Source organism: Streptomyces sp. NBC_01439, from assembly GCF_036227605.1.
In the GTDB taxonomy this organism is placed as follows: domain Bacteria; phylum Actinomycetota; class Actinomycetes; order Streptomycetales; family Streptomycetaceae; genus Streptomyces.
Window position 1 is genome coordinate 8,877,898 of record NZ_CP109487.1, and the last position, 14,101, is coordinate 8,891,998.

General features: G+C 72.7%; 11 protein-coding genes. 7 read left to right on the forward strand and 4 right to left on the reverse strand.

Annotation, left to right across the window (positions count from 1 at the left end; all coding sequences use genetic code 11):
• Positions 1-147: 147 nt before the first annotated feature.
• Both OG207_RS40515 and OG207_RS40520 read left to right on the forward strand, forming a co-directional pair.
• Positions 148-2,052 (forward strand): FHA domain-containing protein, encoded by a 1,905-nt coding sequence (locus OG207_RS40515; RefSeq protein ID WP_329106212.1) that lies wholly within the window; start codon positions 148-150, stop codon positions 2,050-2,052.
• 23 nt (positions 2,053-2,075) lie between these two features.
• On the forward strand, positions 2,076-3,035 hold the full coding sequence (locus OG207_RS40520) for a hypothetical protein (RefSeq protein WP_329106214.1): 960 nt from the start codon (positions 2,076-2,078) through the stop codon (positions 3,033-3,035).
• Positions 3,036-3,102: 67 nt separating this feature from the next.
• Here the strand turns inward: OG207_RS40520 and OG207_RS40525 are convergent, their stop codons facing one another.
• On the reverse strand, positions 3,103-3,639 hold the full coding sequence (locus OG207_RS40525) for a hypothetical protein (RefSeq protein WP_329106216.1): 537 nt from the start codon (positions 3,637-3,639) through the stop codon (positions 3,103-3,105).
• A gap of 166 nt (positions 3,640-3,805) precedes the next feature.
• Between OG207_RS40525 and OG207_RS40530 the strand changes: the two genes are divergently transcribed.
• Entirely contained in the window at positions 3,806-5,335 is a 1,530-nt protein-coding gene (locus OG207_RS40530; protein WP_329106218.1) for a hypothetical protein, read from the forward strand.
• Between the two features lie 131 nt (positions 5,336-5,466).
• On the opposite strand, the gene OG207_RS40535 is transcribed toward OG207_RS40530, so the two are convergent.
• Positions 5,467-5,625 carry a hypothetical protein gene (locus OG207_RS40535; protein WP_329106221.1) on the reverse strand — a complete coding sequence of 53 codons (159 nt, stop codon included), beginning with the start codon at positions 5,623-5,625 and terminating at the stop codon, positions 5,467-5,469.
• A gap of 132 nt (positions 5,626-5,757) precedes the next feature.
• On the opposite strand from OG207_RS40535, the gene OG207_RS40540 reads away from it, so the two are divergent.
• Entirely contained in the window at positions 5,758-6,183 is a 426-nt protein-coding gene (locus tag OG207_RS40540) for an SSI family serine proteinase inhibitor (RefSeq protein WP_329106222.1), read from the forward strand.
• Positions 6,184-6,242: 59 nt separating this feature from the next.
• Here OG207_RS40540 and OG207_RS40545 read toward each other — a convergent pair whose 3' ends face one another.
• Both OG207_RS40545 and OG207_RS40550 read right to left on the reverse strand, forming a co-directional pair.
• The gene (locus tag OG207_RS40545; RefSeq protein WP_329106224.1) at positions 6,243-6,749 is read right to left on the reverse strand and encodes a TspO/MBR family protein; all 507 of its coding nucleotides are present in this window, start codon (positions 6,747-6,749) and stop codon (positions 6,243-6,245) included.
• Between the two features lie 323 nt (positions 6,750-7,072).
• Positions 7,073-7,498 (reverse strand): hypothetical protein, encoded by a 426-nt coding sequence (locus OG207_RS40550; protein ID WP_266601036.1) that lies wholly within the window; start codon positions 7,496-7,498, stop codon positions 7,073-7,075.
• A gap of 351 nt (positions 7,499-7,849) precedes the next feature.
• Between OG207_RS40550 and OG207_RS40555 the strand changes: the two genes are divergently transcribed.
• The 3 genes from OG207_RS40555 to OG207_RS40565 all read left to right on the forward strand — a co-directional run bounded on the left by OG207_RS40555 (position 7,850) and on the right by OG207_RS40565 (position 14,088).
• Complete coding sequence (locus tag OG207_RS40555; protein ID WP_443072844.1) at positions 7,850-10,600, forward strand: BTAD domain-containing putative transcriptional regulator; 2,751 nt, start codon at positions 7,850-7,852, stop codon at positions 10,598-10,600.
• A gap of 356 nt (positions 10,601-10,956) precedes the next feature.
• Entirely contained in the window at positions 10,957-12,129 is a 1,173-nt protein-coding gene (locus tag OG207_RS40560) for a 4-hydroxybenzoate 3-monooxygenase (RefSeq protein ID WP_329106227.1), read from the forward strand.
• A 141-nt stretch (positions 12,130-12,270) separates the two neighbouring features.
• The gene (locus OG207_RS40565; protein WP_329106230.1) at positions 12,271-14,088 is read left to right on the forward strand and encodes a methyltransferase; all 1,818 of its coding nucleotides are present in this window, start codon (positions 12,271-12,273) and stop codon (positions 14,086-14,088) included.
• Positions 14,089-14,101: the final 13 nt, after the last annotated feature.

Consider the following 14,101-nt stretch of genomic DNA (forward strand, 5'->3'; position numbering starts at 1 on the left):
GCCGGCCGACGCGAGCATCACGTACGGACCGGGCCCCCGGTTCATCAGGACTCAAAAGATTCCAAGAATTGGTTGAACCGAACACGTTCTCGACGGCGTGTTCCTGTCGTACGAGTCGTCAGCAGTGTCGTTCACAAGGGGTGTGCAGTGCCATCGGTCATCGTCGGGCGCACGGGTCCGTTCACCGGACAGAGCGTGGTTCTGGGCAGCGAGCCCCTCAGTTTCGGGCGCAAGAGCGACAACGGCGTCGTGATCGTGAGTCCCAGCGCCTCCCGGCTGCACGCCGAGATCCTCACGGAGGAACCGGGGTTCGTCCTCTACGACCGGGACAGTCGCAACGGTACGTTCGTCAACGATCAGCGGGTCACCCGGCACGTGCTGCGCCCGAACGACTGCATCCGGATCGGTGACGAAACGTTCCTCTATGAGGCGCAGGACGCCATGGAGACGGTCATGGACCTCTCCCTCCTGGACGTCCCCCGGGTCAGTGCCGCGGACCCCGGCACGCTTCGGGTCACCATCACCGGCGGCGGCCCGGTGGGCCTCGCCTTCGCCCTTGCGCTCGACGAGATGCTGCCCGGCAGGACCGCCATCACCGTCTACGACGGGCGCTGGACGAGAAGGGGCTCCGCGGTCGTCTGGAAGGACGAGACCCAGGGCAACTTCCGCCGCCAGCAGGTGGTGACCGTCCAGAGCCGGCAGTACCTGGCCCTGTCCGAGGAGGTCCTCGGCGCGCTGTTCGACGACGGCGGCTCCTATTCCGAGATGTGGCCCGTCGGCCCCGACTCGGTCGACGGCCGCCCGCCCCGCAACATCCGGATCGCCCACATCGAGGACCGACTGCTGGACCTGGCGAACCGGCGGCCCGCGATCCGCCTCGTCCCCAGACGCTTCGACGTGACGGAACAGCAGAACAGGCTCACCCAGGAACACGTCCTCGTCGTCAGCGAAGGCGGCCGCTCCCGCACCCGCGAGCACTACGCCGACCGCTTCGGCGCGGCCGACGCCTCCATCTACTCCCTCGACGGCGAACACCTTCAGGACGTCGTGCTCGGGCTGCGGGTCAGGTCGAAGCTGCCGGACCCGATGAGCGTGCTGCTCACCGTGTCGCAGAACCGCTTCCTGCTCAACTCGCTGCGCGGCGAAGGCTTCTTGAACATGCGGCTCACCCGGGAGGAGGCCAAGAACGTCATCGGCATCGACCCGGTGCGCCACGTCTTCGAGGAGTGCATCGCCGCCCGCCCCTGCCTGATGAGCCGACAGGAGGAGGACAACGAGTTCCGCTGCCCCACCCACGGCACCCTCTTCCTGCCTGCCCTGCTGCGCAGTTCCCCGCTGTGGAAGGAGATCCGCCAGGGCCTGCGGCTGTTCGGCGTGGCCGAGGACGACCTGTCGGCGATCACCTCGTTCCGGCTGGACATGGTGCAGCGCCCGCGGTTCACGGCGCAGCTGCACCGACCGACCGCGACCAGCCCCGGCACCTTCGGCTTCCTGCTGGGCGACGCGGCCAACGCCATCCACTTCTGGCCGGGTCGCGGCCTCAACAGCGGCCTGGCATCGGCCACTTCGCTGGCCCGTTCGCTCAGCCGCGCCTGGCAGGGCAAACCGCTGCGGGACGCCGACTTCATCCGCCACGAGGCCGCCATGTCCATGCTCCAGTACCGGCACAAGAGCCGGGCCTGGAACGCCATGGTGACCACCGACGACCAGGGCGTCACCTGCGCCATCAGGGACGTCATCGCGCGCAGCACGGAGGCCGGCGCGGGCGCCGCCGCGGACGGAAGCGACCTGGACGCGCTGCTGGACCGGATGGCCGGCATCCGCGACCGGCTGGGATCCCGGCTGCCCGGGCTGCCCACGGACGGGGAACTCCGCTCCCACCTCGCCCCGATCGCCCCCGCGACCCTGCGCACCCTGCGGGAGAGCGGCGCCTGGGACACCCTGATCGTCGGCGGGGAGGAGGCCGACATCGACCTCTTCTACCAGTCGGACTCCCCGGTCTTCGTACCCCGCCCGGCCGACCCCCGGAGCCTCCCGCTCACGAAGGTCTAGAGCCGGGGCGTTAGCCTCGTTGGATGACTCCTGAGCAGCCTCCGAAGGTCATCACGCGACACCGCGACGGGGAGATCCACGGCTACGCGGTGGGCCCCGGCGCCTTCGGGGCGCTGGAGCCCACCGCGGTCTTCCGGCCGCGCGCCGGCGACGAGGTCGTGGAGTCCGTGGTCCGGGCCGACCTGGAGCGGGTCGTGTACGCGACGCCGAACGGAGTCGTCTGCCTCACGCGCGCCGGTGACCCGGTGTGGGCGTCGGCCTTCGAGCCGCACTCCGACGACGTCCGCCGCGGCCACCGTACGGGCGTTTCGCTGTCCCTGGACGGCCGCACGGTGTGGGTCTACCGGCCGGACGTGATGGCGGGACGCGGGCGTGCGGACCGGTGGGTCGTGTACGACGCCGACACCGGGGAGCTCCTCGCCGATTGGGAGCTGCAGACCGTCGGGCACGGCGGTTCCCACTCCGTGCACCCGGTGGACGGCAGCGTGTACCTCGACATCGGCGAGGGTCAGGACGGGTCCGTCATCCTCAGGGGCGTGATCGGCGCTGACGGCGCACCGCAGTGCGTGACGTACCCGTGGCCGGACCGCCGCCTCATCGACCTGGCGCCGGGCGGGCAGCAGTTCATGACCGTCGACCACGGGCAGGAGGACGTCGCCTTCCACCACCACCCCGGCGGGGAGGTGTTGTTCACCCTGTCCGTCGATGCCTTCGGGTACGACCCGGAGGACACCTACGTGGAATGGAGCGGCGGCTACCTGACCCCGGACACAGCCGTCGTCACCCTTGCCGGTGAACGCCCGGACGAGGAGGAGTGGTTCCGCCACCACCTCGTCGACGTGCACACGGGCGAGGTCGGCGGCGAGATCGACCTCGGCGCGGCCCACCCGTACGACGTGGTACCCCTGGGCGACGGCTCCTGGCTCACCGGATTTCCCGACGGCCACCCCGTCCGCCGCTCCCGCACCGACGGGCGGCGGTGAGGGGAGGGGAGCGGAGGGGCCGCCCACGGGCCGGAAGGGCGCCGGGCACGCGCGAAGGCGGCGCCGGTCAGTCCTGGTTCGAGCGGGACAGGGCTTCGGTGACCATGCGGGTGGCGAAGTCGTGGTCTCCGGTGAGTCGGTTGATGTGCTCCGCGAGCAACAGGGCCGTGGCTTCCAGGGAGTTCATCTCGTCGCCGGTCCAGTCCCCGTACTGCTTGCGCCACAGGTTGGGGCTGAGGCCGGTGGCGGCCGCGACGACCAGGCCGACCATGGTGGGGATGACCTCGGGGCGGACGCTCTTGGGCATCATGCGCAGCGAGGCCACGAAGCTGGGCACCACGTACTCGATGACGTCGCTGTCCTGGTCCTCGTGGGCCATCCGCAGCCACTGCACGAACATGTAGATGAGCGTGCACGCGCCGTCCACCAGGTCTTCGGCCTCCTCGGGGCCCAGTGACGCGGTGAACTGGTCGATCAGCTGCTGCTGTTCGGGGTCGGTCCCGGCCTTGCCGGAGTAGATGGACTTGAGCCGTGAGTCGATCATCATGAGCGCCGCACCCACATCGCCGACGGCAGCGTGCTTGGAGTCACAGGGCGATGGCACAGGATTCCTCCTCGGGTGACCGTGTGCAACTCTTCGTGCTCGTACAGTAGCCCCCCGGGAGGCGGGCGGTCAGCGGAATCCCGTGCGTCCCTGCAAGCCGGTGACATGCTCCGGTCCGGGGTGGAGAATCGGACGCACTGGGGTGGGCCGAGGGGCGGGGGCGCTGATGGGTCGGGCACTGCGCGTGGGGATCGTGGTTCTGCCGGTGGGGTTCGTGCTGTGGTACGCCTCGTACTACACCACGATCGTGGTGTGGGAGTTGCGCAAGCTCTTCGCCTGGTTCGCCCTGCCCCTGCTGGCCGCGACGGCCGTCGTGGTGGGCCTGCTGGTGGTCCGTGGGCTGCGCCGGCGTGCGGGGCGCACGGTGGTCGCCGAGAACGCGGCAGTCGCGCTCGGCTGCCTGGGAGCCGTGGTCGGGCTGGGGCTGACCGTCGGCTGGCTGGTGTACGGCTCGTACCTGCAGGACCGTGCCTACATGGCCACGGCGCAGGTCGTGACCGAGCCCGTTCCCGCGCTGTCGGCGCGGGTGCCGTACGTGGCCGGCAAGGCGCAGGCCGCCCCGCACCTGGGCGATGTCACCGGCGAGATCTCCGACATCACCTACCTGCCGGACTCGGACCGGTTCGCCACCCTGGTCGAGCGGCGCGGCTGGCTGGCCGGGTACGAGGTCGGCCTCGTGCAGGACGTCCCCCTCGGCGGCGAGAGCCGCAGCCAGGAGCGCTGCCCCTTCGACGTGTCCGAGGCGGACGCGAGGATCAGCGGCTGGTTCACCCACAACCTCGGCAGGAAGATCTCGGCCGCGAAGCGGTGGGTCCGGTTCGAGGCGGACGACGCCTACGTGACCTGTTCGCAGGGCACACCGGTCGTGGTCGTCCCGCTCAAGCGGCAGACCGGGCTCCTCGTGGTGACCGAGCGCCCCGCCGGTGTCGCGCTCTACGACGGGCGGACCGGGAAGCTCACCGTCACCACCGACACCTCCGCGGTTCCCGGTCCGTCCTATCCGATCAGCCTGGCGGCCCGCCAGCGGGAAGGGACGGCCGCGGTGGGCGGCTTCAGCGACTGGTGGTTCGAGCGCAGCGGGTGGGACGCCTCCGAGGACGGCGCCAACGAGGGCAACGAGTCCGAGTTCACCATGCGGTACGCCGCGGAGGCCGGGCGCAGTGCGTACGTCACCCCGCTGACCCCGCAGGGGGAGGCCAGTTCGGTCGTGGCCGTGTCGACGGTGCCCACCCGACACCAGGGCGGCGGGCTCGCGCCGATGACCGTCCACCGCCTCGATCCGGCGTGGTCGTCCCCGAAAGCGCTCGTCGCCCTGATCAAGGCGGAGTACCGGGACGTCTGCTGCTACAACGACGACCAGGTGTTCGAGGTCGTGCCCACCGGGGGCGGAACGTGGACGGCCACCGTCGGTAGTGAGCAGAACGTCCGCTACCGGGTGGAGGGGAAGGGCCAGGTGGGCGGTCGTGAGGCGACCTGTCTGAAGGCCGCCGACGGCGGGCTCATCCGGTGCGCGTACGCGGTGCCCGGATCGCCCGAGGAGCAGGAGCTCAAACGCCGGGAGCAGCAGAAACAGCAGCAGGAGGGTGCGAAGCACCCTGGGGACCCCGGCGACCTGACGGGTTACACGAACGAGCAGTTGGCCGAACTCCAGCGCCGCATGACCGAGGAGATCGGCCGCCGTCTGAAGGCCGGATGACCCGGTGGCCGCGGTGGCCGCGGTGGCCCCGGTGGCCCCGGTGGCCCCGGTGGCCGGGTGGCCGGACCGGGCGCGCGGAAGCCGCCGCGCCGTCCGGGCCGGCGTGCGGGCTCGTCACCGCATCGATCCGGTCACCCTGGTCGGTTGTTCGGCGCACCGTGCGGGCCCGCGACCTGGGCCGCAGGTGCGGGAGGTCGCGTCACACCGGTCGACGCGCCGCGCTTCAGCGCGGTGCGGGCCTTGCGGACACCCGGCGGGAGCTGCGCGAACGCCCCTCGGGTCTCCGACATGCGAACGGACTGTCCGTAATTCGACCGCCCGTGTGCGACGGGCCTTCACACCTGGCAGGCTCTGGCTCGCTTGAGCGCTACATGGAAGTTCTAGCGCGCTAATCAGCCTTCGATCCGAAAGTGGGCCTTGTCATGCGCCATCGCTTAGCCGCCGTTTCCGCCGCCACTCTCCTGTGCCTCGCCGGCACCGCGGGCCTGGCGGAGGCGAGCCCCGCGAGCTCGAGCACACCCTCCGCCATGGTCCTCGCCGTCGCCCAGGGGGACGACGCCGCCACGGGCGCGGTCCTGCGGGCGGTCGTCCTCAGCTGCGGTTACGCCGCCGAGGGCACGCACCCCGACCCCCGGGCCGCGTGCGACGCCCTCAATGCCACCGAGGGCGAGTTCGACCGCCTGCTGGCCGCTCAGGATGCCGGCCGGGCGTGCCCGAGGCGCTACGCCCCCGTCACCGTCACCGCGGACGGCGTATGGGGCGGGGGTCGCATCGAGTGGAAACACACCTTCCGCAACGCGTGCGTGATGTCCGCGACCCTGAACGGCAACGCCCTCTACGCGTTCTGACGCCCCTGACCCCGCCTCCCCTCCCCTCCCCTCCCCGCCTCCCGATTCCCGCCCCCGGTCTACGGGTTGAGGTGCCAGATGGCGGCGCTGAGCGCCGTCGCGTAGGCCACCCACAGCAGGTACGGCAGGAGCAGTGCGGCGGCGGTGCGGTGCAGGGGCCGGAAGAGGGCCGCCGTGACGCCGATGGCGGCCAGGAGCAGGACGATGTCGGCCAGGGCGAATCCGTACCGGCGGGCACCGAAGAACAGCGGTGTCCACAGGAGGTTCAGGAGGAGCTGGGCGGACCACCAGGTGAGCGCCCGCCGTACGCCCGGGCGGTCCGGACAGCGCCAGACCAGCCAGCCGGCGATCGCGATCGTGGCGTACAGCACGGTCCAGACCGGGCCGAAGACCCAGGCGGGTGGTGCCCACGGCGGCCGCTCCAGCGAGCGGTAGACCTCGCCCGCGTCGGCCGAGGCGAGGGCGCCGGCGAACGCGACGCCGTACGTCGCCACGAGGAACGCGGCGAGAGCCCGTCGGCTTCCGGCCCCGTGCGGCGGTGGTGCAGGTGTTGCGGAAGATGTCACGTTCGGCCTCCCCGTGGTCTTGACGTCACCCGGCACGGGGAGGCCCCGGTGCTCGGGATCGACCGGCTGCTCGCCACGCCCCCTCTTCCGCCCGCGTGCGGCATCCGGATGCGGGCGGCGCCGATCGGAACCGGCGGGCGCGGCACGGGACCGGCGGCCACCTCGGGTGGCGGCCGGCCCCGGCGGGCCGGAGGTCGGGCAGGGGGGCGGCGGTCGGGCACGGGAGGTCGGGGTGGGGCCGCCGCGCCAGGGACACCCCCGTCACGGGCGTACCGCTCTCTCCCTGGGCGCGGCGGGTGGCGGCCCGCCGGGCGGCGTGCGGGTCAGTTCTGCCAGGGGGTCCAGCTGCCGCTGTTCAGGCGGTGCCGGGACCAGCGCTCACCGTCCATGCCGACGATCGAGATGGTCGGGTTCCAGGTGTTGTTGCCTTCGATGCGGACACCACTGCGCACGGTCCCGCCCATGGACGTCCAGTCGCTCCACGAGCCCCCGGCGTACTGCCAGCGGGTCCACACCGCGAAGTCGGTGCCGACGATGAAGACCTGACGGTTTCCGGCCGGGTACGTCATCCAGGCCTCGCCGTACTCGCAGATGTAGTCACCGCCGAGCCCGGACACGTGACAGAAACCGGCAGCGGCGGCGGGCGCCGCAGCCTGCGCCGGGGCGGCGGTGACACCGGCGAGGGCGGCCCCGGAGAGCGCGAGCGTGGTGACCGCGAGGGCGGAGCGGCGGAGGATGGCCAAGGTCATGTGGGTACTCCCCAATCGGGATGACGGAACGACTTGACGCTCCGAACACTTCCACCCGCCGCAAACGATGCTCTAACGGCCCGCTAACGCTCCGCCGATGCCGCATCGCCCCCCTGTGTTCGAGAGCGGAACGTGCGTTCCGTGTTTGGCCGAGGGTGTACTCATGCCGCCGGAACAATCCGACTTATCCTCGGGCAGGGGCCGTCACTACATGAACAGAACGGCACGAAGCAGTACGGATCGACAAGGGTGGGGTCTGTGCAGTTCCGTGTGTTGGGGCCGGTCTCCGTAACGACGGCGAACGGAGGTCCGCTCCCGCTCGGCCCTGCCAAACGACGGAGCCTGCTGGCCATGTTGCTGGCCCACCCGAACACGCCCGTCGGTGTCGAGCGGCTCACCGAGGCGCTGTGGGACGAGGAGCCGCCGCGGCACGCGCGCACCGTGCTGCAGGGACACGTCTCCCGACTCCGTGCGGTTTTCGTACAGTACGACGCGGCCGCGCACGGTGTGGAGCTCCTCACCCAGGGGCCGGCGTACCGGCTGCGCCTGCCCGAGGCGCTCGTGGACGCCCACCGCTTCGAGGAGTCCCTCCGGTTCGTCCGGCGGAGCGTGGACCCGGGGGAGGTCGTGGCGGTCCTCCGCGAAGCGCTGGGGCTGTGGCAGGGGCCGGCGTTCGCCGGGACCGTGCACCGCGCTCCGCTGGAGGCCCCGGCGCAGGCGCTGGAGGAGCTGCGGCTGACGGCGGTGGAAGCGTTGGCGCGCGCGTACGGGCAGTTGGGTGACCACGGAACGGCTGCGTCCGTGCTGCGCGCCGAGGCCGCTGCGCACCCCCTGCGCGAGCCGCTCGTGGCGCAACTCATGCTGGCCCTGGCCCGGGCGGGCCGGCAGGCGGACGCGCTGGACCGGTTCCACCACACGCGGAAACTGCTCGCCGATGAGATCGGTGTCGACCCCGCACCGGTGCTCATCGACGCTTACCACACCCTCCTGCGCACGGACGCACCCGCCCGGGCCCACCCGGACGCCGACGCGTGTGCGGACGCCGGCGACCGCGCACGTGCCCACGCCCACGCGTACGCGGACGCCGACAACGGGACCGCCCGCCCGCCCGCCGCCCTGGCGCACGCGGCGCACGCGGCGCACGCGGCCCCCGCCGAGCCCGCCGTCACGCCCCAGCTGCTGCCCCGCCGACCACGGGGCTTCATCGCACGGCGGGACGAACTCGCCGCCCTCGACCGCATCACGACCGCGGTGCCCGGCTCCCTCATCACCCTCACGGGCAGTGCCGGCGTCGGCAAGACCGCGCTCGCCGTCCACTGGTCGCACCGACGTCGCGCCGACTTCCCCGACGGCACGCTCTTCGTCGACCTGTGCGGCTTCAGTCCCACCCCGGGCCGTGAAACCCCCGCCGTGCTGCGCGAGTTCCTGCTCGCACTCGGCGTCCCGGTCGAGCGGATGCCCGGGTCGCCCGCCGCCCTCGGAGCCCGCTACCGCGAACTGACCGCCGGGCGGCGACTGCTGGTCGTCCTGGACAATGCCGTCGACTCCGAGCAGATCCGCCCGTTGCTGCCCGGCGGGGACGAGTGCGTCACCCTCGTCACCAGTCGCGACCGGCTCGACGGGCTGGTGGCCACCGACGCCGCCCGCCCGGTGACGGTCGGCGCGTTGCCCGCCGCCGACTCGACGGCGCTGTTGGCCGCCGTGCTGGGCCCGGAACCGGTGGCCGCCGAACCGGAAGCGGCCGCGCGATTGGCCGGCCTGTGCGACGGACTGCCGCTCGCGCTGCGCGTCGCCGCGGCCCGGCTCGCCACCCGTCCGCACCGGGGACTGGCCTCCTTCGTCGGTGAACTTGCCGACGAGCAGCACCGGCTGGACCTGCTCCGGGCGGAAGACGCCGGCGTCGCCGCGGCGCTCGGCCTCAGCCTTCGGCATCTACCCGAACCGGCGCGGTGGTTGTTCCACCACCTGGGCCCGCACATCGGTGCCACGCTCGACACCGGCACCGCGGCCGCCCTCGCCGACTGTCCGCCGCCCCGGGCCGCCCGGGCGCTGGACCAGTTGGCCGCGGCCCAGTTGGTCGTGGAGACGGGCCCGCAGTCCTACGTGCTGCACGATCTGGTGCGCCTCTTCGCCCGCAGCCTGGCACCCGATGACGAACCCGCCGGGCTGCTCCGATTGCTCGACCACTGGGTGCAGACCCTGCTCGCGGCGTGCGCGGCCGCGGAACCCGGTGGCGAGCCGTGCTGCGCCCTCCCGCCCGGCGCCCGGCGCTCGGCCGAGATCCGCCGGTTCGCCGACCGAACGGCAGCCCTCGCCTGGTACTCCGCCGAACGCGGCACTCTGCGGGCAACGGTCGACGCCGCGATCGCGGCGGGCCTTCACGACCGGGCCTGGCGGCTCGTCCTGCTCCAGTGGCCGCTCATCGTGTGGCAGGTCCGCGACGGCTGGGTGCCGCTGCTCGAACAGGGCCTGGCATCCGCGGAACTCGACGGTGATCCGGCGGCCCAGTCCCGTGCGTCGGCGCTGCTCGGCTGGGTGCTGTCCGAGGAGGGCCGGCCGGAGGAAGCCCTGGCGCGATTGGAGCGGGCCCCTGATCTGGCCGTCCGGGCGGGGGACTTCGAGGGCGAGGCGGTCGCGCGGATCAACCTGGCCGTCGCGCTGATGCGGCACGGGGACCGCCAGCGGCCCGGCGGCCTGTTGGCCGACGCGCTCGCCCTGGCCGAGCGGGAGGGGCTCACCGAGACCGTCACGCTGGCACACCAACACCTCGCCCAGCACCTGATCTCGGTCGGCGCTGCGGCCGAAGCCGCCGAACACGCGGCCCGGGGGCTGGCTCTCGCCGAGCCCCTGCTGGCGGCGCCGCGGCGGGTGGTCCTGCGCACCCTTCACGGTGAGGCGCTGGCCGCCGTCGGTCGGACCGGCGAGGCCGCACGACAGCTCCACGAGGCCATCCGGGAGGCCCGGGCCAACGCCTACGAGGAGGGGGAGGTCGCCGCGCGGTTGGCACTGGACGGGCTTCCGGAGCCGGAGCGGGGGCCGGATCCGGCTCCGGTGCCGGTGTGGAGCGCGGGCGCGCGCGGGCGTTCCCCCCTCAGCGAATAGCGCTCCGGACCGCGCCCCGGCGGATGGCGCCGAGTCGGCCGGAGGTGCCTTCCCGGACGTCCGGAGCGCTACCCCTTCCGCGATGTGCCGACGGCGCACCGTCGACGGCCCGACGGTCTCGTGCGCGCCGGAGCGTGGGGGAGAGTGCGGCCGCCTTCGTACGCCCGGAGCGCACCACCGGCCGGCTGCGGGAACCGGTCCCGGCCCCGTACCTCCGGGGCCGAAACGTCCATGGCGATTGTCACTCTATTCCCGCCTAGGGATGGTTCAGGTAGGTGTGTGGATCTTCGCATGCTTATGCTTCACCAGCTATGACGGAAAGTAACGCTCCATGCACGTTACGTGAATCGACCGACGTGGTCGTTCTCGGCGCCGGCCCTGCCGGGCTCGTCCTCGGAATCCTGCTGCACGCCGCCGGGATCGACTGCGTCATCTTGGAACGCGCCTCCCGCACTCAGGTCCAGACGCGGGCCCGCGCGGGTTTCCTCGCCCCGAACACCGTGCGGATCCTGGACCGCCACGGCCTCGCCGACGGCCTGCACCGATACGGCCGACGCCACGGCACGTGCGAGTTCCGCACGGAGGACGGCCGGTTCCGCCTCGACTACGGGGCCCTCGGCCAGGGCGGGCAGCATCACGTCTACCCGCAGCAGGACCTGGTCAAGGACCTCCTCAGCCACTACCTCGACCTCGGCGGACGCATCTGCTTCCGTACCGAGGCGCTCGTCGTGCAGGACACCGACGGCACCCGGCCGTCCGTCACGACGAGCACGCCCGAAGGCCGTCCCACCCGGTGGACTGCCCGGTACGTCGCCGGCTGCGACGGTCGGTACGGGGCGGCCCGCGGCTCACTGCCGCCGGGCGCCGTCCGTCACCACCGGTACGACCACGGAGTGACCTGGCTCGGCCTGCTCGCCGAGACCCCTGCGAGCTTGGATGCCGTCGGCTACGCCGTCCACGACCGCGGCTTCGCCGGACACATGGCCCGCACGTCGCACGTCACCCGCTACTACCTCCAGTGGCAGCGCGGCACACCCGCCGATGCCTGGCCCGAGCAGCGGATCTGGGACGAGCTCGACGTCCGGATGCGCGCCGTGGACCACGGCCCCCTCCGACGGGGCAGACTCCTGGAACGCGGGGTCTTCGACCTCGCGTGCGACGTCGTCGAACCACTGCGCCACGGCTCGCTCTTCTTGGCGGGCGACGCGGCGAGCCTGCTCGCCCCGGCCGCCGCGAAGGGCGCCAACCTCGCGGTCCTGGAGGCCGAGATCCTGGCCGAAGCCCTCGTCGACGCCCTCGCCCGGGGCGACACCGCAGGACTCGACGGGTACTCGGACCGGTGCCTGGCGCACATCTGGCGGGCGCAGGAGTTCACCGGGTGGATGACCCGGCTCCTGCACGCGGTTCCCGACCGGGACCAGGGTTCCGGAGCGCTGTTCCAGGCCGCCCTGCGGCGTTCCCGGCTCGCTTCGCTGCGCACCTCGCGCATCCACCAGGACTGGTTCGCCGAGAACTACGTCGGCGTGTGACCGGCGCGGCACCCCGCTCCCGCACCGCTCCCGCACCGCTCCCGCACCGCTCGCTCCACCCCGCACCACCCGGCCCGCCCGCCCACCGCTTCGCCCTGCCCGCCCTGCTCCGCCCCGCACCGGCCCGAGGACACTTCCGCGATGATGACGACCCTCCCCGATGAAACGTTGCTCCTGGACGACGTCGACGACACCGCCCGCCTGCGCGCGGCAGCCCGGTTCGTCCGCGAGCACGACAGCGCCGCCCTGCTCCCCCTCCTCCTGCCCGGCCTCGACGGTCCGGACCTGCGGGCGTTGGCCGCGCACTGCCGGTTCGCCCACGCGGGGTTGCTGCTCTTCCCGCCGGACGCGGACGGCCTGCGGTCCCAACTCGCCGACTGCGGACTGGCCGTGGACACCCCCTCCCACCCCAGCGTGGTGGTCCGGGAACGCCTCGCCCGGCGCCACCGGCGCGACCCGGCCGAGCTCGACGTCCAGATCTTGCGCCCGCACGTGCACGGCTCCATCGGCGAACGGCGTGCGGTCGAAGTGTTCGCCCTGATCGTGCCCCCGTACTCCGACCTGGAACCGATCGCCGCCCACGAACGCACCCGCCGGCACGAGGCGCACCTCGCCTTCGAGATCGAGCGCCCCGAACCACTGGTCCTGCGCGGCCTGTGCGCGATCCTCAGCCGCCACGGCGCACGGCCCGACGGCGGCGGGTACAACCCGCACGAGGACGGCACGGTCCTCTACTTCACCCTGCCCGCCGACGCGGCCTGCGACTACCAGCGGCTGGAGCTCTACGCGCGGGGCGACCACCGGGACACCCTCGCCGCCCACCTGGACCACGCCGAACTGCACCACCGACCCGGCCACGACGCGCGGCAGTGCGCCGAAACGCTCCTCCACCTCCTCACCGGTGCATGGACGACACAGGCGCTCGCCGCCTTCGCCCGGCTCGGCCTGCCCGACGCCATGGACACCCGTACTGCACACCGCACCGAGGACCTCGCCCGGCTCACCGGCACCCACCCCCGCGGTCTCGCCACGCTCCTGCGCTATCTCGTCATGCTCGGCGTCGTCACACCGGGTTCCGTTCCGGCCCCGGCCCTGTCCCCGGCCTCGGATCCGGCACCGGCCCCGGAGCCCGCCGGGTTCCGCCTGACCGAACTCGGCGCCCTGCTGCGCGCGGACGCGCCCGGGTCGATGCGACCGCTGGCCCTGATGTACGGAGGCCCGTTCTACCGTTCCTTCGACGGCCTCGACCACGCGGTACGGACCGGCCGGCCGGCCTTCGACCACCTCTTCGGCGAGAACCACTTCGACCACTTCGCCGGCGATCCCGAACTCGCCGCCCTCTTCGACCAGTCCATGGCGGCGAGCTCACGGATGTTCCTTCCGCTCCCCGATCACCCGGTCATCACCGCCGCGGCCCAGGCGCCCGCGGACGCGACCGTCGTGGACGTGGCCGGAGGCAATGGAGAGCTCCTCCGCCGCATCCTCACCGCGCACCCGCGGCTGCGCGGCGTCCTCCTCGAACGGCCGCACGTCGTCGAGGCCGCCCGCCGGCTGCTCGATGCCGCGGGCTGCGGGGTGCGCTGCGACTACCGCACGGGCGACTTCGCCGACGTACCGCCCGACGCCGACGTCTACGTACTGTCCCGCGTCCTGCACGACTGGGACGACGACCGCTGCCGCGAGATCCTGCGCCACTGCGTCCGCGCGATGCCCGCCCACGCGGACCTGCTCGTCGTGGAACGCCTCCTGCCCGTCGACGGTTCCCCCTCGCTGGCCACCGCCTGGGACCTGCACATGCTGTGCAACGTCGGTGGCCGCGAACGCCGGGCCGACCACTACGCGCGCCTGTTCGCCGACGCGGGCCTCCAGCTCGTCGGCCACCGGCCGCTGCCCCTGGACGCGCACGTGCTGCACGCCCGTAGGGCGGGCGCACCGGACCCGGCCACCGGACGGAGCTGAACCGGAGCCCAGT